Source organism: Saccharothrix sp. ST-888, assembly GCF_000955975.1.
Lineage (GTDB): Bacteria > Actinomycetota > Actinomycetes > Streptomycetales > Streptomycetaceae > Kitasatospora.
Window position 1 is genome coordinate 13,341 of record NZ_JYJF01000085.1, and the last position, 19,052, is coordinate 32,392.

Sequence of the window (19,052 nt, forward strand, 5' to 3'; positions counted from 1 at the left end):
CCGCTCAGAAGAAGACCGAGCGCCGCTGCACGAGCAGCTTGTACAGGGTGTGCTGGATGGTCTCGCGCACCTGGTCGGTCAGGTTGAAGACGAGCATCGGGTCGTCCGCCGCCTCCGGCGGGTGGCTGTCGGTCGGGATCGGTTCGCCGAACTGGATGGTCCACTTGGTGGGCAGCGGGACCGCCCCGAGCGGCCCGAGCCACGGGAAGGTCGGCGTGATCGGCACGTACGGCAGGCCGAGCAGCCGGGCCAGCGTCTTGGCGTTGCCGATCATCGGGTAGGTCTCCTCGGCCCCGACGATCGAGCAGGGCACGATCGGCACCTGCGCCCGCAGCGCCGAGGCGACGAATCCGCCGCGGCCGAAGCGCTGCAGCTTGTACCGCTCCGAGAACGGCTTGCCGATCCCCTTGAAGCCCTCGGGCCACACCCCCACCACCTCGCCGCGTTCCAGCAGCGCCTGGGCGTCCTCGTTGCAGGCCAGGGTGTGCCCGGCCTTCCTGGCGAGTTCGCCCGCCACCGGCAGGACGAAGACCAGGTCGGCGGCGAGCATCCGCAGGTGCCGCTGCCTGGGGTGGTGGTCGTGGATGGCGACCTGGGTCATCAGGGCGTCCAGCGGGATGGTGCCGGAGTGGTTGGCGACGATCAGCACGCCGCCCTCGCTCGGGATGTTCTCGATCCCCCGCACCTCGACCCGGAAGTACTTCTCCGCGAGCGGGCGCAGCGCCGACAGGAAGACCTCCTCGGTGAGTTCGCGGTCGAAGCCGAACTCGTCCACCTCGTAGTCGCCGGTGATCCGGCGGCGCAGGAAGGCGAGGCCGTTGGCGGCACGGTCCTCCCAGCCCTTGCCGAAGGCGCGGGTGGCTGCCGGGCCGAGCTTTCCGGCCAGCGCGCCGCCGACGGCCCCGGCGACGCGGTCGGCGAACCGCTCCGCCGCGTCCCCTCTCCGGTCGCCGTGCCAGCTGGGCGCGGACTCGATCGGGATGACCTTGGCCTCGCCCCTGGCGTACTCTCTCGCGGCAGTCATCGCGGCCTCAGCTCCTCGGGGCGTCGGTGTGGTCGGTGCCGAGCAGCGCGGTCAGCCGGTCGGTGACGGCGGTGAGGCGTTCGGGCGGCAGGAGCCCGGCGGACTGCGCGGCGGCGAAGTCGGCGAAGGCTTCCGGTGTGGTGAACTTCGGTACGTACCCGAAGGTTTCGCGCAGCTGGGTGGTGTCCACCACTCGGCCGTGGGTGAGCAGCCGGATCTGCTCGGGCGAGATGTCGGCCAGCCTGGTCTGCCGGACCACGCTCGCGACCAGGCCGAGTGCGGGCAGCAGCAGCGGCACGGTCGGCCTGCCCAGGCGCCGGGCGCACTGAGAGAGCAGCAGGACGCCGTCGCCGGCCACGTTGAAGGTGCCGGTGTTGGTGCTGCCGGGCCCGGGCTCGCCGGCCGCCAGCCGCAGGACCTCGACGGCATCGTCCTCGTGGATGAACTGCAGGCGGGGGTCGTGCCCGAGCACGGTCGGCAGGACGGGCAGCGCGAAGTACTCGGCGAGGGGGGTGTCCCCGGCCGGGCCGACGATGTTGGCGAAGCGCAGCACGGTGACCGCGACGTCGGGGCGGCGGCGGGCGAAGCCGCGTACGTAGCCCTCGACCTCGGCGGCGTCCTTGGCGAAGCCGCCGCGCGGCAGGTCCTTGGGCTGCATCCGCTCGCCGAAGACCGCCGGGTCGCGGGGCGCGGAACCGTAGACCCCGGTGGTGGACTTCACCACCAGGCGGCGCAGGTCCGGGGCCTTCTGGCAGGCGCCGAGCAGCTGCATGGTGCCGATGACGTTGGTCTCCTTCACCGCCGCCCGGCCACCGGGCCCGGTGGCGCTGACGGTGAGGTGGACCACGGTGTCGACGCCGTGCTCGGCCATCACCCGCGCGATGGAGGGACGGCGCAGGTCGACCTGGACGAACCGGCAGCCGGTCGGCAGCTCGCCGTGCGGCGGACGGACGTCCACGCCGACCACCAGGTCGACATCGGGGGCGCGGCTGACCTCCGCCGCGAAGCGGGCACCGAGATGGCGTGCCACGCCGGTGACGAGCACGACCCTGCCCACTGCCTCGTGTCCTCCTCGCCGCCGTGTCCGGGGCTCGAACCCCTGACTGCACCGTACCGCGCGGGTGTTTCCGCACCGAAAACGCCACCGCCCGCCCGGACGGAAATTCGTCTGGGCGGGCGGTGGATCCACCTGGTGCGCGGGGCGTCCCGGAGGTGTTACTTCTTGTTGCGACGCTGAACGCGAGTGCGCTTCAGAAGCTTGCGGTGCTTCTTCTTGGCCATACGCTTGCGACGCTTCTTGATGACAGAGCCCACGGAACTACCCTCGCTCACTCAGACTCTCGCCCGTGAGAGACGGAGTCCATACGACTGACGGAGGGCCTAGCCTACCGTCCGGATGACCAGCACTGTAATCGCGGCCGGGACAAACGGTTAATCGGCGGCGAACGACCCTGCCCGGTCGGCTCGTGCCTACGCGCTCTCGAGCCGCACGTAGGACTCCTTCAGGTACTCGTGGACCGCCTGTTCGGGCACCCGGAAGGAGCGGCCGACCCGGATGGCCGGAAGCTCTCCACTGTGCACCAGGCGGTAGACCGTCATCTTGGACACCCGCATCACCGAGGCAACCTCCGCCACGGTCAGGAAGACGACCTCCTGCAGGGGGCGTTCGCCAGCACTCATGACCTCACCCGACCCTTACCCGTGTGCAAGGCACCGGCTTCCCCTCCGGTGACTCCACCGGCACACGTGTATCCCCAGAGTAGTTATGGGTGGTACCAGTGGGAAGAGGGGGAAGCCCAGTCTCTGTACGGTGCGAGATCCGCCCGTTGCAGTACGTAGTCACTCAGCGCTCTGTAGCACTCCGGGTGCGCACCGTCGTCCACCGGCACCGCCACCGCGACCGTGCCCTCGGCCTCGCCGACGAAGGGCGCGGGGTCGTTGGAGTCCGCGAGCCCGCCCGCCGGCACCCCCAGCCGGCCGGCTCCGCAGAGCCAGCCGTGGTCGCCCAGCACCAGGTCGGGCGGCGCCTGTCCGGCTGCGGCGAGGGCGCTCAGTGCCAGCCGTACGGGCTGCGGGGAGTGGGTGTGCAGCAGACCGCCGGTGGTTCCGACAGGGATTCTTCCGCTTCGGCCCGGTGCGGCGTCAAGGGATCGGACCACCGCCACCGGGCCGAGGTAGTCCAGGGTGCAGGTGCGCTGCCCGTCGGGGGTGGGCTCACGGAAGCGCGCGCCCCGCGCCGGTGTGAGCACGGCGCACCCCGATGCCTCCAGTGCCCGTACGAGCGCCCCGTGGAAGGCGGGCAGCCTGGTCGGGTGCCCGGTGCCCGCGAGCACCCGCCCCCGACTCCGGGCGGTGCGGCGCAGCAGGGCGGCGAGCCGGTCCAGGGCGTCCAGGGTGCGTTCGGGGTCGATGGTGTCCTGGCCGTGGCCGTAGCCGAACTCGGGGCGGACACCACAGCGTTCGGCCATCAGGTCGAGGACCGCCCCCGGGCCCCAGCGGCGTTCCGGGTCCAGGCCCATCAGGGCCTGCGGGTCGCCCTGGCCGAACAGGCGGTAGCTGCGGAGGTTCTTCTGCCGGGGGGTCGGGATCCGCCCTCCCGCCAGGCGGTGGCGGAGCAGGTGGGCGCGCAGCCGCTCGCGGGGCTCGGAAGCCGTCGGCCCGGGAGCCGCCGCATCCGGGCCCGCCGGATCCGCGCCCGCCGGCTCCCGGCTGGTCACGGCAGGAGGCCGTGGTGCGGGTAGACCGCGCGGCGGGCGGCCAGGATCGCCTGGTCGAGGCGGTCGCCGGGGTCGTAGCCGTAGTCGTGGAAGTCCCGCCAGTGCGGCTTGGCGCCGTCGGTCATCCGCAGCGGGGCCGGCCGCCCGGTGCGGCGCAGGACCTCGGCCCGCCAGCCCTCCGGGGTCTCGGTGGCCGGGTCGACCGGCTGCCCGGCGGCGGTGGCGACCAGGTGGGTCCAGGCGCGCGGGACCACGTCCACCACCGCGTAGCCGCCCCCGCCGGTGGCGACCCAGCGGCCGTCGGCGTACTGGTGGGCGAGCTCGTGCATCGACTCGGCGATCATCCGCTGGGCGTCGACGGTGACCGCCAGGTGCGCGAGCGGGTCCTCGACGTGGGTGTCGGCACCGTGCTGGCTGACCAGGACCTGCGGCCGGAAGGCGGCGAGCAGTTCGGGCACCAGGGCATGGAAGGCGCGCAGCCAGCCGCTGTCGCCGGTGCCCGCGTGCAGGGGGAGGTTGGCGGCCGAGCCCGGTGCGTTCGGACCGCCGGTCTCGGTGGACCAGCCGGTCTGCGGGAAGAGCGTGGCCGGGTGCTCGTGGATCGACACGGTCAGCACCCTGGGGTCGTCCCAGAACGCCTGCTGCACACCGTCCCCGTGGTGTACGTCCACATCCACGTAGGCGACCCGCTCGGCGCCCAGCTCCAGCAGGCGGGCGATGGCGAGCGCCGGGTCGTTGTACACGCAGAATCCGGAGGCGCGGCCGGGCATCGCATGGTGCAGTCCGCCGGCGAAGTTGACGGCGTGTCGGGCCTCGCCGCTCCACACCGCCTCGGCGGCGGCCACCGACTGGCCCGCGATCAGCGCCGAGGCGGTGTGCTGGGCGGCGAACGCCCAGTTGTCCTCGGTGCCCAGGCCGTGCTGCCGGTCGGTGCTGTCCGGATCGGCGGCGACGCGTCTGACCGCCTCCACGTACTCGCCGCTGTGCACCAGCCGCAGGGTGGAGTCGCCGGCCGGCGGCGCGGCCCGTACGGTCACGCCGGGCGCGGTGGTCAGGCCGAGGGCCTCGACCAGTCGCATGGTGAGCGCCAGCCGGGTCGGGTCCATCGGGTGGCCGGGGCCGAAGTCGTAGGCGGTGACGGCCTCGTCCCAGTAGAGGTGCAGGCCGCAGGGGGTGTCACGCTCGGCTTCGGACATGCCACCACGGTAGTGCACGCGCCTGCGCCGGGGGCGACGGCGACCCCGGCCGCACGCGTCAGGAGACCCGGTGCCGCCGGTCCGGAGCGAAGTGGTTGCCGAGCGGGACGATCAGGAGGATCAGGGCGAGCGGGGCGAGCAGGGCCAGCCGGTAGGAGGCGGCGTCGGCGAGGGCGCCGACCAGGGGGGAACCCAGCAGGAAACCCACGTAGTTGAAGAGGTTGAGCCGGGCCACGGCGGCGTCGGAGTCCTGCGGGAAGAGCCGTCCGCCCGCCGCGAAGACCTGCGGGATGATCGCGCAGATGCCCAGGCCCAGCAGGGTGAACCCGGCGATGCCGACCGCGGGCCCCGGCGCCGCCGCGGCGATCGCGAACCCGAGCGCGGCCACCGCCGCACCGGTCCGCACCACGGCCACCGGCCCCCACCGCTGCACCCCGCGGTCGCCGAGCGTCCGCCCGAGCAGCATGGCGACCATGTACCCGAGGTAGGACAGCTTGGCCACGTCGTCGGCGCTGTGCAGCCCGTCGGTGAGGTACTTGACGCTGTAGTTGGAGACCGAGGCGTCCGCGATGTAGGCGGCGGCCATCGCCACGCAGAGCGGCAGCAGCGGCCGCCACGGGATGGACCGGGCCGCCGCCTCGGCCGCCTCCCGTACCGCGTCGCCGAGTTCGGCCGGCCCGGGGAAGCGCGTACCGGCCAGCAGCGCCAGCGGGACGAGTACCGCCGCGGTGGTCCCGAACAGCGTGAACAGGCTCAGGTCGTCGTGCGCGCCGAGCCAGGCGATCCCGCCGCCGAGGATGGCACCCAGGCTGAACGCGGCGTGGAAGCCGAGCATGATGCTGCGCCCGTACCGGTGCTGGAGGCCGACCCCGAGCATGTTCATACTCGCGTCGAGCGCGCCGACCAGCAGCCCGAACAGCCCGAGTGCGAGGGCCAGTTGCCAGAGCCGGTCGCCGAGCCCGGCCGCGGCGAGGGTGAGGCAGACGGCGGGCTGGACGGTCCGCAGCACCCCGCGCGCGCTGCTCCGCTTCACCAGTTGCTCGGAGCCGACCGAGCCCACCCCGGCCAGGATCGGCACGGCCGCGAGGAACACCGGCAGCAGCGAGTCGCTCAGCCCGTACCGCTGCTGGATCTCGGGGATGCTGGTCACCAGCAGCGCGAACGCGGTGCCCTGCAACAGGAAGCCGACCGCCAGCGCGGCCCGGGCCCGGCGCAGTCTTCCGTCCACGGCTTGCTGCATCGCCGACCCCGCTCCCCCGACGCTACCGGCCGGTACGAAAGATGTTGGCCGCGAGCGTAGGTCCTTCGGGACGGTTGCGGGAGGGGTCAGGTCGGACTCTTTCGAAAAACCTCAGCCGTTCGCGCCGAGCCCCACCAGGTCGAGCAGCTCCGGGAGTTCGGCGAGCAGGCCGGTCGCCCCGGCGGCGGTGAGCCTGGCGGGATCGGTGAGGGCCGCGTAGCCGTACACGTCCATCCCGGCGGCGCGGGCGGCGAGGACGCCGTTGCGGCTGTCCTCGATCACCAGGCAGCGCGCGGGGTCCACCCCGAGGGTGCGGGCCGCGTGCAGGAAGAGGTCGGGGGCGGGCTTGCCGATGCCGACGTCCTGGGCGCTGAAGATCCGCTCCTCCGCGTGGTACCCGCGCAGGCCGGTGAGGTCGAGCGCGGTACGGATCCACTGGTGGTGCGCGGAGGAGGCCACGCAGTACGGGATCCCGGCCTGCTGGAGGGCCTTGAGCACCTGCTCGGCGCCGCGTACGGCGGTGAGTTCGCTCCGGAAGGCGGTGAACACCCGGTCGTGGAAGAGCTCGTCGAAGCGCTCGGGCAGCCGCGCCCCGTACCGCTCGGCGATGACGTCGTGCACGGTGTGCGCGGCGCAGCCCATGAAGTCCCGGTAGGAGTCCTCGATGGCGGTGGGGTAGCCGAGTTCGGTCAGGTACTCGGCCAGCGTCCGGTTGGAGATCGGCTCGCTGTCCACGAGCACACCGTCATTGTCGAAGATCACCAGGTCATAGCTCACCGGCCCCAGGCTACTGGGCCCCGCTCACCTGCCGCCGCCCGCCAGTTCGCGGGAGCGGTCGCGGGCCGCCTCCAGCGCGCCGAGCAGTGCGGCCCGGACCCCGTGGTTCTCCAGCTCGCGGATGGCCGCGATGGTCGTCCCGGCCGGCGAGGTGACCGCTTCGCGCAGCTTGACCGGATGCTCGCCGGAGTCCCGCAGCATGACCGAGGCGCCGATCGCCGACTGCACGATCAGGTCGTGCGCCACCTGCCGGGGCAGCCCGAGCAGGATGCCCGCGTCGGTCATCGCCTCCACCAGGAAGTAGAAGTACGCCGGGCCCGAGCCGGACAGCGCGGTGGCCGCGTCCTGCTGGGACTCCGGCAGCCGCAGCGCCTTGCCGACCGAGCGGAAGATCTCCTCCGCCCGCGCCAGGTGGGCCTCCTCGGCGTGCGAGCCGCCCGAGATCACGCTCATGCCCTCGTCCACCAGTACCGGCGTGTTGGGCATCACCCGGACCACCGGCGTGCCCGCCGCCAGCCGCGCCTCGAACCAGGCGGTCGGGATGCCGGCGGCGGCCGAGATCACCAGCCGGTCGGCGCCGACGTGCGGGGCGAGTTCCTCCAGCAGGGTGCCCATGTCCTGCGGCTTCACGGCCAGGATCAGGGTGTCCGCGAGCTTGGCCGCCTCGGCGTTGGAGACGGTGGTGACCCCGTAGCGGGCGGCGAGCTCGGCCGCACGCTCCGGACGGCGGGCGGTGACCAGGACGTCCGCCGGGTCCTTGCCCGCGCGCAGCAGACCGGAGAGCAGGGCCTCCCCGATCTTGCCGGTGCCGAGGAAGGCGATCTTCTGCCCGTGTGCACTGCTGCTCATGGCCGCTCCTTGGGTACGCTGTCCGGCCATCCTCGCACTCCGGGCAGTCGCGGCACGGCCGTGTCCAGCCCTCGGTCGGACAGCAGCGCAGGGGAGACCTCGGCCGTCAGGGCCGCCTGCCAGAGAACTCCGTAAGGCTTCTGGCAGCCGGTCAGGGCACCGTGAGGCAGCCGCCGGACGGCGCATCGCACCGCGCCGTGGGTGAACGGCCGTCCCGTCGGCCCGTACCGCTCCCGGTGCGGGCCGACACCGCCCCCGGCGGCCCCCTTACGGGGAAACTCAGGGTCCGCCGCCCTGGCGTCCCGGGCCCGCACGGAGCACCGTGGAGGCATGGGACACGCAGATTTGTCACGAAGTGAGACCCGGCAGCTCGCCGTGGCATCGGCCACGCTCGGGCCCTGGCGGACGGCTGCGGCCGTCGGCGTGGTGGTCGGCGGGGCGGCGCTCGGGGTGGACGCCGTCACCGGTCACTGGTCCATGGACATCCTGGCCGGACCGGTCGGGCTGGCCCTGTTCTTCTTCTTCCTGGTCGGCGCGGTGGGCGGGAAGCTCCGCCGGGACACCGCGGACCGGCGGCTGGCCCGCTGGGCCGACGAGCACCCGTGGCGGTCGGCGCTGCCCGCCGCCGGCGCCCTGCTGGTGCTGAACACGCTGACCCTTGCCCTGCTGGGCGGTTGGGGACTGTTCGGCGCGCTGTTCAGCTCACTGCTGCCGGCAGGCATCCTGCTGGTGGTCGCCGGGGTGGTCGGTTCGGTGAAGCGCGCCAGGCGCGGCGCCTAGCGCGGCCGGCCGGCTCGGGGCGGTCACAGTTCTACAACTGGCCGCCCCGCCCGCATGTTTGCGGTCCCGGCTCGCCATACTGACCGTGTGCCGACAGCCGAAGACCCGCATCCGCGCCCCGGGGACGAGCCAGCGGGCGACCCGTTCGAAAACCTGGTCCTGGACGAGGAGTTCGTCCGGTCCGCGACCGTGAAGGAGCAGTCCGGACGCGCCCGGATGCTCGCCGCCAAGTGGCAGCGCGAGCCCCCGGAACCCGTCCGGCCGCAGACTCCGGCACGGCGCCGGGCGGGCGGCGTCGGCCGACTGCAGGGGCGGGTCGGCCGGCGCTGGCAGTCCTGGCTGATCGTGGCGCTGGTCATCGGCCTGGTCCTGCTCAGCCTCCAGCTCGCGACGGGCGGCAGGCCGTCACCGACGCCTCCGGTGATCCAGCAGACCCAGACCCCGCTCGCGCCGCCGGCCTCACCCGCGCCGACGCCCGGCACGGACAGCCCGGTGGCCAGACCGGTCGGCTGGACGCCGTAGGGCGCCTTCACGTCCCTTCCCCTGGCGGACGGCGGCCGGGGACCGCTCGGCAGCGTCAGCGCTTGCGCTTGCCGGTCCTGCCCTGGCTGCCCGGCCTGCCTCCTCGGTCGGCCTGCCGGCGCTCGTACCGCATCCGCGCCTGGTCGTAGCCCGCGCGCTTGACGCTCTCACCGGGGGCCTCGACCAGGCTGCGGACGAAGTACGCGACCAGCGCGCCCACCACCCCGATCAGCCAGACCACACCGAGCGACTTGTCCTCGGCCATCCAGCCGGTCAGGGACTCCCGGCCCTCGGCGAGCAGCTTCCAGTTGCGCAGCGCGGCGAGGCAGGAGCAGACGGCGATGGCGGCGATCAGCAGCCCGTAGACGAAGCCGCCGGACTCGGACATCCGGACGCCCGTGACGGCGAAGCGCAGGACCAGCGCTCCGGCGACGGTGCAGACCAGCGCACCGACCGGGACGAGCACCCGGCGCACCCGGTAGTCGGCGCCGCGGTCGACCCAGCTGGTGCCGAACCAGCGGATGGGCTCCGGCTCGGGGGCTCGGTTCGGGGGCGTGCTGGGGGTGGTGCGCTGCTCGGTCACGGGTCCGATTATGACCGGGCCCGCCTCCGGACCTCGAAGGGCACGGCCCGCCCCGGCGGGCCCCCGGAGGGAACGGCGGGTGGAACGGCGGGGAACCGCCCGGCCGTGCGGCGGCTCCCTCCGGTGGCGCTGGTCCGTCAGCCGAGTCGGCTCACGTCGCGGACGGCGCCCTTGTCGGCCGAGGTGGCCATCGCCGCGTACGCCCGCAGCGCGGCGCTGACCTGGCGCTGGCGGGACTTGGGCCGGTAGCCGCCCTCGGACTCCAGTTTGAGGCGCCGCTCGTGCAGTTCCTCGAAGGAGACCTCCAGGGTCATCTTCCGGCCGGGGATGTCGATCGTGATGAGGTCGCCGTCCTCGATCAGCGCGATGGCGCCGCCGGAGGCCGCCTCGGGCGAGACGTGGCCGATGGAGAGGCCCGAGGTGCCGCCGGAGAACCGGCCGTCCGTGATCAGGGCACAGGACTTGCCGAGGCCGCGGCCCTTCAGGAAGGACGTGGGGTAGAGCATCTCCTGCATGCCGGGGCCGCCCTTGGGGCCCTCGTAGCGGATGACGACGACGTCGCCCTCCTTGACCCGCTTGGCGAGGATCGCCTCGACCGCGTCGTCCTGGGATTCGACCACGACCGCCGGGCCGCTGAAGGTCCAGATCGACTCGTCCACGCCCGCGGTCTTCACCACGCAGCCGTCCTCGGCGATGTTGCCGTAGAGCACGGCGAGGCCGCCCTCCAGGGAGTAGGCGTGCTCGAGGTCGCGGATGCAGCCGCGGGCCGCGTCGGTGTCCAGCGTCTCCCAGCGCTCGGACTGCGAGAAGGCGGTGGCCGACCGGACGCAGCCGGGGGCGGCGTGCCACAGCTCGACGGCCTCGGCGGACGGTGAACCGCCGCGCACGTCCCAGGTCTTGAGCCACTCGGCGAGCGAGTCGGAGTGGACGGTGTGGACGTCCTCGTTGAGCAGTCCGGCGCGGTAGAGCTCGCCCAGGATGGCGGGGATGCCGCCGGCCCGGTGGACGTCCTCCATGTAGTAGTTGCCGTTGGGGGCGACCTTCGACAGGCACGGCACCTTGCGCGAGATGGCGTCGATGTCGCGCATGTCGAAGTCCAGCTCGGCCTCCTGGGCGGCGGCGAGCAGGTGCAGGATGGTGTTGGTGGAGCCGCCCATCGCGATGTCGAGGGCCATCGCGTTCTCGAAGGCCGCCCGGGTGGCGATGTTGCGCGGCAGGACGGACTCGTCGTCCCCGTGGTAGTGCCGCCGGGCCAGCTCGACCACGTTGTGCCCGGCGCGCTCGTAGAGGGCCTTGCGGGCGGTGTGGGTGGCCAGCACCGAGCCGTTGCCGGGGAGCGAGAGGCCGATCGCCTCGGTGAGGCAGTTCATCGAGTTGGCGGTGAACATGCCCGAGCAGGAACCGCAGGTCGGGCAGGCGTTCTCCTCGATGATCGCGATGTCCTCGTCGGAGACGTTCTCGTTGACCGCCTGCGAGATCGCGTCGACCAGGTCGAGCTTGCGCACGGTGCCGTCGACCAGGGTGGCCTTGCCGGCCTCCATCGGGCCGCCGGAGACGAACACGGTCGGGATGTTGAGGCGCAGCGCGGCCATCAGCATGCCGGGGGTGATCTTGTCGCAGTTGGAGATGCAGATCAGCGCGTCCGCGCAGTGCGCGTTGACCATGTACTCGACCGAGTCGGCGATCAGGTCGCGGGAGGGCAGCGAGTAGAGCATGCCGGCGTGGCCCATGGCGATGCCGTCGTCCACCGCGATGGTGTTGAACTCGCGCGGGATACCGCCCGCCTCCTTGATCGCCTCGGAGACGATCCGGCCGACCGGCTGGAGGTGGGTGTGCCCCGGCACGAACTCGGTGAACGAGTTGGCCACCGCGATGATCGGCTTTCCGAAGTCCTCCCGGGCTACGCCCGCCGCCCTGAGAAGCGCCCGGGCGCCAGCCATGTTGCGACCGTGGGTGACCGTACGGGACCTCAGCTCGGGCATTCGCTCCACTCCTTCGGAGACTGCGCGCGGCCGTCTGCTTCGGTTGAGGGGGCGCAGGGCCGCTGTAGCTACCGAGCGTACGCCGCCCTTCGGGCCGTACGCACAGTTCGTCCGCCATGCGGTCAGGCCGCGCCGTCGGCGGCGTCAGCCGGCCGTGACCCCCACCGTCAGCCGCGCCACGAAGGGCTCGGGAAGCATCCCGGCCGGGAACTCGGCCAGCAGCGCTGCCCGTTCGGCGGCCAGCACCGACTCCCGCTCCTCCTCCGACAGCACCGCGATGAAGGACTTGGACCGCAGGTCGGCGAGGGCGGTGTCGACCGGCACCTCGCGCTGCCAGGCGATCTCCGCGGTACCCACCCGCAGGCCGTACCCGGCGATCAGGCCGCCGACCCGGCCGATGTCGGTCCGCTCGGCCCCCGGCGACGGGCCGGTCAGCGACGACACCCCGGCCATCAGCCGGTCGAGCTGGGCCTCGGCCCACGCGGTCCGGCGGTCCCGGTCGTTGCGCCAGACCGCGAGCGCGCCGCCGGGGCGCAGGACCCGGATCGCCTCGGGGATCGACCGGTCCGGGGCGGTCCAGTGGAACGCCTGCGCATACGTGATCAGATCCGCCGTCGCATCGCGGCACGGCAGTGCGTCGCCGACCCCCCTGACCAGCGGGATCCCGGGAGACACCGCATGCAGCCGGGCGGCCATCCCGGCACTCGGCTCCACCGCCGTCACCCGGGCACCCCGGCCCGCCAGCAACCGGGTCGCGATCCCCGTCCCCGCCCCGACGTCCAGCACCACCGAACCGCTCAACAGCCGTCCGCCGAGCCGCTCGATCTCGTCGAACAGCGCATCCGGGTACGAGGGCCGAGCCGCGTCGTAGTCCGCCGCGACCGCACCGAAGGAGGCGGCCCGGTCCCGCCAGATCGAGGCCGTCATGCCCGGGTCACCGCGACGACGACGGCCAGCACGTACGGCTCGGTGACCGCGCCGTCCGGGAACTCGGCGCGCAGCGCGGCCCGTTCGGCGGCGGGCAACAGCTCCCGCTGCTCCAGGTGCTGAAGATCCGTCATGTCCTGCCCCCGGTCCGGTGTCCCCTGCGGTCAGCGTACGCGCGCGGGGGTGGCCAGGTGCAGGCGGGTGAAGGCGAGGGCCTCGGCGAGATCGGCCTCGCGTTCGGCGGGGGAAGCGGCCCGGCGGGTGTTGACCTCCAGCACCACGTGGCCGTCGAAACCGGTCCTGGCGAGGCGTTCCAGCAGCTCGGCGCAGGGCTGCTTGCCCCGGCCCGGGATGAGGTGCTCGTCCTTGCCGGACCCCGAACCGTCCGCGAGGTGGACGTGGGCGAGGCGGCTGCCCATCCGGTCGGCCATCGCGAAGGCGTCGATCCGGGAGGTCGCGACGTGCGAGAGGTCGATGGTGAAGTGCCGGTACTCCTCCTCGGTGACGTCCCAGCCCGGCGCGTACGCCAGCACCTCGCGGTCCCGGTAGCGCCAGGGATACATGTTCTCGACCGCGAAGCGGACCTCGGTCTCGCCCGCCATCCGGCCGATCCCCTCGACGAACTCCCGGGCGTACTGGCGCTGCCAGCGGAACGGCGGGTGGACCACCACGGTGTCCGCGCCCAGCTTCTCGGCGGCCGCGCGGGCGCGGACCAGCTTGGTCCACGGATCGGTGGTCCAGACCCGCTGGGTGATCAGCAGGCAGGGCGCGTGGACGGCCAGGATCGGCATCCGGTGCAGGTCGGAGAGCCGGCGCAGGGCCTCGATGTCCTGGCTGACCGGGTCGTTCCAGACCATCACCTCGATGCCGTCGTAGCCGAGCTTGGCGGCGAGCTCGAAGGCGGTGGCGGTGGTCGCGGGGTAGACCGAGGCGGTGGAGAGCACCACCTTGGTGTCCGGGACGTGCAGCTTCGGGTGCGGCGGGAGCACCAGGCGGTCGGTGGTGCGCAGCAGGGGGGCGGGCTCGGGGGCCTTCCGACGCGCCGTCCTGGTGCGCTTCGCGGCGGTCTTGGTCGTCTTGGTCGCTTCGGTGGCACTGGTGGCACCGGTGGCCGTCCTGCGCCGCTGGGGGGACTGGGCGGACTTCGCGGCGGTCGCCGACTTCACGGCCTTGACCGCCTGCGCGACCTTGGCGGACTTCGTGCTCTTCGCGGTGGCGGGCTTCGCGGCCTCGGCGGACTTCGCGGACTTCGCAGCCTTCACGGCCTTCACGGCCTTCACGGTCCTGGCCGTCCGGGAGGCGGCCTCGGCGGCCCGCTCCCCCAGCCCCGGCCGCCCGGTGGCCGCTGCGCCGCCCTGCCCGGGTTCCGGCGTCCGCTTGGCAGCGGCGCTCGCCCTGGTCCGGCGCGGCCTGCCCGGCCGCGGCTGCCCGGCGTCTTCACCAGCAGCGCGGCCCGCCTGCGTACCGTCCTCGTCCGCTGGTTCCGCCACGGGAGACAGCGTAAGCGGCAGGACAGCCGAATGGGACCGTGTCCCGGCCCGGTGTGGGCGTGCTCACCCTGGTCCGGTGTGATCGGGAGCCGGCCGCCGCGGGGCCGGTGGCAGACCTCGCCGGGTGGTGCCGCCGTGGGCCGCGAGGCCGGGTCCGACCGGCTGCGGGCCCGGAAGGGAGGGGCTCCGACGCCGTACCGGCTCCGGCGGAAGCGCGCCGTACGCCCACCAGGGGCAGCCGTCCCGCCGGCTCGGCCGCCTCCCCGTTCCCCGCCCCCTCACGGGCGCGCCCGACCGCCCCGGAGGGGCTTCACCCCGTCAGGGCAGGGCGGCGGTCGGCGGGGCTGTCCATGGCGTCCAGACGGCGCAGGATGATGCCCTCGCGCAGCGCCCAGGGGCAGACGTCGAGCCCGTCCAGGCCGAAGAGGTCCATCGCCGCGTCGGCGACCATCGCCCCGGCCAGCAGCTGCCGCGCCCGCCCCTCGGAGACCCCGGGGATCTGGGCGCGCTGCGCGACGGTCATCCCGGCCAGCCTGGGGACCCAGGCGGCCAGGCCGGCTCTGGTGAGCCTGCGCTGCACCAGCGGTCCGGAGTCGGCGGGGGCGGCGCCGGTCATCCGGGCCAGCTGCTTGAAGGTCTTGGAGGTGGCGACCGCGTGGTCCGGGGCGCCGAGCCGGGCGAACTCGCCGACCACCTGGGCGATCTCGGCCCTGATCTGGCGCCGCAGCTCCCGTACGTCGTCGGGGTCGGCCACGTCCCCGGGCAGCTGGGCGGTCAGCCGACCGGCACCGAGCGGAAGGGAGCAGGCGACGTCGGGCTGCTCGTCCAGCCCGCAGGCGATCTCCAGCGAGCCGCCGCCGATGTCGAAGTTGAGCAGGCGCCCGGACGACCAGCCGAACCAGCGGCGGACCGCGAGGAAGGTGAGCCGGGCCTCGTCCTGGCCGGAGAGCACCCGCAGCTCCACGCCGGTCTCCTCGGCGACCCGGCGCAGCACGTCCTCACCGTTGGCGGCCTCCCGGACGGCGGAGGTGGCGAAGGGCAGCATGTCCACCACGCCCTTGTCCTCGGCCACCCTTATCGAGGAGGCCACCATGCCGACCAGCTTGTCCACCCCGGCCGTGGTGATCGCGCCGGCCGCGTCGAGCAGCTCGGCGAGCCTCAGCTCGGCCTTGTGCGAGTACGCGGGCAGCGGGGCAGCACCGGGGTGGGCGTCCACCACGAGGAAGTGGACGGTGTTGGAACCTACGTCGAGCACACCGAGTCGCATAACTCTCCACGCTACGCGATGCCCTCCCCCGACCTGGCCTCCTGTGCCGGACCGACCGACCCTTGAATATCTGACACTTCGTCACATCCGGACCGGCCCGGCACGGCCCGCCATCGGCGAAGTGGTTGCCGAGGATCGCCACCCGGCGGAACCTGGTTCCACATCACCAACCGGGAGCGACATATGACGATCAGTCACCGGGTAATCGGCGCCGGCGGGCACCGGGTCATCGTGCTGCACGACTGGTTCGGCACCAGCGCGGGCTGGGGGCCGTTCCTGGACTGTCTGGACGGCGAGAACTTCAGCTACGCGTTCCTCGACTACCGGGGCTACGGCCTGCGGGCCGACGTCCCGGGCGACTTCACCCTCGCCGAGATCGCCCAGGACGTCCTGGCGCTGGCCGACCGGCTCGGCTGGGCCACCTTCTCCCTGGTCGGCCACTCGATGGGCGGGAAGGCGGCGCAGCGCGTGCTGGTCGAGGCTCCGCACCGGGTGCGCCGGCTGGCCGGCATCGCCGGGGTGCCGGCCTCCGCGTACCCGCTGGAGGGCGAGGCGTACGAGCTCTTCCACGGCGCCGCCGACCACCCGGCCAACCGCCGCGCCATCCTCGACCTGGTCACCGGCCACCGGGCCACCGCCGCCTGGCTCGACCGGATGACCGCGCAGTCCCTCGCCCTCTCCCGGCGCGACGCCTTCGCCGCCTACCTGGACGACTGGAGCACCCTCGACTTCGCCGCCAAGATCACCGGCAGCCGCCTTCCGGTCCGGGTCTTCGTCGGCGAGCACGACCTGGCCCTCACCCCCGAGGTGATGCGGGCCACCTGGCTCACCCACTACCCGGACGCCACCCTCGAAATCCTCCCCAACTCCGGTCACTACCCCATGTACGAGATCCCCGTCGCCTTCGCGGCCGCCCTGGAGTCGTTCCTGAACGGGTAGCCCGAGGAGACCTGCCGGGCCGTCCCCCGAGGCCGGGGGGCGGCCCGACAGGGGCTAGAGCACGCCCTGCCAGAGCTGTTCCAGCACCACGGCCCACCAGTTCTCCGGGTCGGTGAACACCGTGCGGTCCAGCCCGGCCAGCCCCCACTGGAGTTCGGCCACCACCGGGCCCGCCGCGTAGGGCGGGAGGTCGCGGAGGCGGGGCAGGTACTCGGCGAGCAGGGTGAGGCAGCGGACGAACGCGGTGAGGTCGGCGTTGCAGTGGCGAGCGGTCGCGGTGTCGGGGTCGATCGCGCGGACCCGGCCCCGCGCGGTGTCCACGGTGATCAGCGCCCACCCGTCGGTGCCGACGAGCCGCTGCCCGAGCAGGTTCCGCCGCGCGTCCCCGGTGGCCCGCAGACCGCGTCCGAGGCCGTCCAGCCAGGCCGTCGCGTCGGGCAGGACCGACTCGGCCCGGCTGCCGTCCAGGACGCCGTCGGCGACCGGGCGGTGCAGGGTGAAGTAGCCCTCGACCGCCGTGGGCAGGCCGATGTCGAGCAGCGGCACGGCCACCGAGTCCGGCAGGTCGGCCGCCAGCACCTCGCCCTCCTCGAAGCGTTGCGCGCCCTCGGGCCCGAACCGCTCCGCGAGCCGGGCGGCCAGCACCTGCGCGGTCTCCGGCAGCGCTGGCGGGACGGCCGTCGGGAACGGCACCCGGTTGGGCCTGGGCGCCGCGTGCCTGCCGTCGGGGCCGGCCGCCGGGATCCGGGCGACCAACTCCCGCACCGCCGCCGCCCGGTGGTCGAAGTACGGCCCGTACCGCAGCTCGTGGCTGAACCGCGCCGACGGCAGTTCCTCGGCGAGCGCCTGCGCGGCGTACCCGCCGGGCAGCATCGCGAGGCTCAGATCGGTGTGGACCGCCACCACGTCCTGGGCCCGGACGCCCTGCTGTTCGAGCTGCCGCCAGGCGCGCAGCGCAGGGTGCGGACGGCCTGCGGCCGAGTGCAGCACCAGCGTCTGCGGTTCGCCGAACTCGTCGCGGTAGGTCAGCTCGGCCCGGACGCCCGGCCCGGTGACGGGCGGCAGCGCGGGCTCGTACAGGCCGGCGCCCAGCTTGTCGCGGTAGAGCCGGACCACCTCCGCCACCGGGACGGACGGCCAGACGCTCAGCTCGCCGGTCGCGCGGTCCACCACGGCGCAGGCCGCGCCGATCTCCTCGGGGGCCCGGCGCGCGCCGGTCAGCGGGTCCACCTGCACGGGTGCGGGGGCGGGCCAGAGCACCCAGCCGAGGTCGAACTCGTAGGACTGGACCGGGCGGGCCGCCTCCTGCGGCAGATCGCCGTTGATCCATCGGTGGGCGGCGTCGATCGCCTGTTCGCGGGTGGTCATCGCTGAGCGCTCCTCGCGCTGGTGCCTGCGGAGGCGCGGTGGATGGTCAGCCGGGAACGCGGGGGCGCGGGCTGTTCCGGGGCGGCGGCGGGCCGGCCGGGTGCCTGGGTGGAGTCCGCCTCCGGCTCCGGCGTCGGCTCGGACTTCGGCTCGGACTTCGGCTCGGACTTCGGCTCGGACTTCGGCTCGGACTTCGGCTCGGACTTCGGCTCGGACTTCGGCGCCGGGACGGCGAGTTGGATGTCCGACAGGTCGACCGGGCGGGACTCCGCGTCCACCGCGATCGCCCACAGGCCGTGGTCCGCGCCGTACAGCGGAACGGCCGACTGGCAGCCGGTCTGGTGGTCCAGGTAGGTGATCGCACCGGCGTGCACGGCGGCGTTCCAGGTGTGCGACCGGCCGAACTCGTCCGTGGTGAGCAGCACCGCCTGCGCACCGTGGCCGCTGTGCAGCAGGGCTTCGGCCAGCCGCAGGTGCGCCTGCTCGCCGTCGCCCAGGTCGCGGAACTGCGTGCCGAGTTCGCGCTCGGCCCGGTCCCGCCCGCCGCGCTCGCCCGAAGGACCGTCCGGCAGCCGGGGGGCACCACAGGTGGGGTGTCCGGCGTAGCTGTCGAGACCGGAGAGCGACAGCTCGACGCAGTTGTTGGCGCGGCCCTGCTCGCGGTAGCCGCCGCCGTTGAGCACCTCGGTCCAGGTCCCGGTGCGCGGGTCGGGGTGCGGGGCGGCGAAGCCCTCGGCCGCCTGGGGCGCCCGGAGTTCGGCCTCGGCCTGGTGCGCGGGGTCGACCGGCCCGAGCCCGCCCGGCACACCGTACGGGCGGCTGTCGGCGATGGTGCGCTCGTGCTCCGGCCCGCCCGGCAGCGGCACGCCCCGGCGGCGCGCGATCCGGGCCAGCAGGTACGCGGCACCGAGTTCACCGGTCGGCACGGCGGCCCAACCGGACGTCCCGTGGGCCTCGTTGGGCATCGGCAGGTCGGGGCGGCGGCGGAAGTCGGCCACCGGATCGCCGTAGGTCCGCGCCGGTGCGGGCGCGGTTCCGCCCGCACCCGCGCCCGGGTTCGCACCGAGGCCCGCACCCGGGAAGGGCGTGGCGACGGGCATCCTGGGCGCCGCACCCGGACGGGCGTCCTGCGGCGCACTGCCGGTACCGACACCGATCACACCGCCGACCGGCTGACCCGCCGCAGTCGGCGCACCGGGCGCACCAGGCGCGCTCCCGCCGATCGGGCCGCCCAAGGGACCGCCCACCGCGCCACCAGGGGCGCCGGGCAGGCCGGGCGTGCCCGGGGCACTCGGGGTGCCCCCGACCGGTCCGGTCACCACCGGGCCGGCGCCGACCGGCCCGCCCACCGGACCACCGGTGGCACCGCCGCCGACCGAGCCGCCCACCGA

At 73.8% G+C, this 19,052-nt stretch carries 20 protein-coding genes; 3 read left to right on the plus strand and 17 right to left on the minus strand.

Annotation, left to right across the window (positions count from 1 at the left end; genetic code table 11):
• Positions 1 to 4 precede the first annotated feature (4 nt).
• From UK12_RS23585 to proC, 9 genes are all read right to left on the minus strand, one after another.
• Positions 5 to 1,024, minus strand: coding sequence for a lysophospholipid acyltransferase family protein (locus UK12_RS23585; RefSeq protein ID WP_045305112.1), 1,020 nt, complete (start codon positions 1,022 to 1,024; stop codon positions 5 to 7).
• A 7-nt stretch (positions 1,025 to 1,031) separates the two neighbouring features.
• Positions 1,032 to 2,081 carry an NAD-dependent epimerase/dehydratase family protein gene (locus UK12_RS23590; RefSeq protein WP_045305113.1) on the minus strand — a complete coding sequence of 350 codons (1,050 nt, stop codon included), beginning with the start codon at positions 2,079 to 2,081 and terminating at the stop codon, positions 1,032 to 1,034.
• A 158-nt stretch (positions 2,082 to 2,239) separates the two neighbouring features.
• Positions 2,240 to 2,338: a 30S ribosomal protein bS22 gene (locus UK12_RS38385; protein ID WP_003948845.1), complete on the minus strand. Its 99-nt coding sequence runs from the start codon at positions 2,336 to 2,338 to the stop codon at positions 2,240 to 2,242.
• A gap of 156 nt (positions 2,339 to 2,494) precedes the next feature.
• Positions 2,495 to 2,704 (minus strand): helix-turn-helix domain-containing protein, encoded by a 210-nt coding sequence (locus tag UK12_RS23595; RefSeq protein ID WP_045305114.1) that lies wholly within the window; start codon positions 2,702 to 2,704, stop codon positions 2,495 to 2,497.
• Positions 2,705 to 2,787: 83 nt separating this feature from the next.
• Positions 2,788 to 3,741, minus strand: coding sequence for a phosphatase (locus UK12_RS23600; protein WP_197085118.1), 954 nt, complete (start codon positions 3,739 to 3,741; stop codon positions 2,788 to 2,790).
• Complete coding sequence (locus UK12_RS23605; RefSeq protein WP_045305115.1) at positions 3,738 to 4,937, minus strand: acetoin utilization protein AcuC; 1,200 nt, start codon at positions 4,935 to 4,937, stop codon at positions 3,738 to 3,740. Before UK12_RS23605 ends, UK12_RS23600 begins: the two co-directional genes overlap by 4 nt.
• Before the next feature lie 58 nt (positions 4,938 to 4,995).
• On the minus strand, positions 4,996 to 6,177 hold the full coding sequence (locus tag UK12_RS23610) for an MFS transporter (protein ID WP_045305116.1): 1,182 nt from the start codon (positions 6,175 to 6,177) through the stop codon (positions 4,996 to 4,998).
• 111 nt (positions 6,178 to 6,288) lie between these two features.
• Complete coding sequence (locus UK12_RS23615; protein ID WP_045305117.1) at positions 6,289 to 6,954, minus strand: HAD family hydrolase; 666 nt, start codon at positions 6,952 to 6,954, stop codon at positions 6,289 to 6,291.
• A 24-nt stretch (positions 6,955 to 6,978) separates the two neighbouring features.
• Positions 6,979 to 7,803 carry a pyrroline-5-carboxylate reductase gene (gene proC, locus UK12_RS23620; protein ID WP_045305118.1) on the minus strand — a complete coding sequence of 275 codons (825 nt, stop codon included), beginning with the start codon at positions 7,801 to 7,803 and terminating at the stop codon, positions 6,979 to 6,981.
• A gap of 330 nt (positions 7,804 to 8,133) precedes the next feature.
• Between proC and UK12_RS23625 the strand changes: the two genes are divergently transcribed.
• A complete protein-coding gene (locus UK12_RS23625; protein ID WP_156178881.1) occupies positions 8,134 to 8,583 on the plus strand; it encodes a hypothetical protein in 450 nt (149 codons plus the stop codon).
• An 87-nt stretch (positions 8,584 to 8,670) separates the two neighbouring features.
• Positions 8,671 to 9,105 carry an SCO2583/SCO2584 N-terminal domain-containing protein gene (locus UK12_RS23630; RefSeq protein ID WP_045305120.1) on the plus strand — a complete coding sequence of 145 codons (435 nt, stop codon included), beginning with the start codon at positions 8,671 to 8,673 and terminating at the stop codon, positions 9,103 to 9,105.
• Positions 9,106 to 9,160: 55 nt separating this feature from the next.
• Here UK12_RS23630 and UK12_RS23635 read toward each other — a convergent pair whose 3' ends face one another.
• The 6 genes from UK12_RS23635 to UK12_RS23655 all read right to left on the minus strand — a co-directional run bounded on the left by UK12_RS23635 (position 9,161) and on the right by UK12_RS23655 (position 15,354).
• Complete coding sequence (locus UK12_RS23635) at positions 9,161 to 9,688, minus strand: hypothetical protein (protein ID WP_045305121.1); 528 nt, start codon at positions 9,686 to 9,688, stop codon at positions 9,161 to 9,163.
• 137 nt (positions 9,689 to 9,825) lie between these two features.
• Positions 9,826 to 11,670 carry a dihydroxy-acid dehydratase gene (gene ilvD / locus UK12_RS23640; protein ID WP_045305122.1) on the minus strand — a complete coding sequence of 615 codons (1,845 nt, stop codon included), beginning with the start codon at positions 11,668 to 11,670 and terminating at the stop codon, positions 9,826 to 9,828.
• A gap of 144 nt (positions 11,671 to 11,814) precedes the next feature.
• The gene (locus tag UK12_RS23645) at positions 11,815 to 12,597 is read right to left on the minus strand and encodes a class I SAM-dependent methyltransferase (RefSeq protein WP_045305123.1); all 783 of its coding nucleotides are present in this window, start codon (positions 12,595 to 12,597) and stop codon (positions 11,815 to 11,817) included.
• The gene (locus UK12_RS39935; protein ID WP_156178882.1) at positions 12,594 to 12,731 is read right to left on the minus strand and encodes a hypothetical protein; all 138 of its coding nucleotides are present in this window, start codon (positions 12,729 to 12,731) and stop codon (positions 12,594 to 12,596) included. Before UK12_RS39935 ends, UK12_RS23645 begins: the two co-directional genes overlap by 4 nt.
• A gap of 30 nt (positions 12,732 to 12,761) precedes the next feature.
• Positions 12,762 to 13,565, minus strand: coding sequence for a sugar phosphate isomerase/epimerase family protein (locus UK12_RS23650; RefSeq protein ID WP_045305132.1), 804 nt, complete (start codon positions 13,563 to 13,565; stop codon positions 12,762 to 12,764).
• 832 nt (positions 13,566 to 14,397) lie between these two features.
• Complete coding sequence (locus UK12_RS23655) at positions 14,398 to 15,354, minus strand: Ppx/GppA phosphatase family protein (protein ID WP_045305124.1); 957 nt, start codon at positions 15,352 to 15,354, stop codon at positions 14,398 to 14,400.
• Positions 15,355 to 15,537: 183 nt separating this feature from the next.
• On the opposite strand from UK12_RS23655, the gene UK12_RS23660 reads away from it, so the two are divergent.
• Complete coding sequence (locus UK12_RS23660) at positions 15,538 to 16,293, plus strand: alpha/beta fold hydrolase (RefSeq protein WP_045305125.1); 756 nt, start codon at positions 15,538 to 15,540, stop codon at positions 16,291 to 16,293.
• A 54-nt stretch (positions 16,294 to 16,347) separates the two neighbouring features.
• On the opposite strand, the gene UK12_RS23665 is transcribed toward UK12_RS23660, so the two are convergent.
• Positions 16,348 to 17,661, minus strand: a complete 1,314-nt coding sequence (locus UK12_RS23665; protein WP_045305126.1) for an SUKH-4 family immunity protein — start codon at positions 17,659 to 17,661, stop codon at positions 16,348 to 16,350.
• The coding region (locus UK12_RS36835; protein WP_156178883.1) for a toxin glutamine deamidase domain-containing protein at positions 17,658 to 19,052 on the minus strand (1,395 nt) is incomplete at its 5' end. The genes UK12_RS23665 and UK12_RS36835, both read right to left, overlap by 4 nt.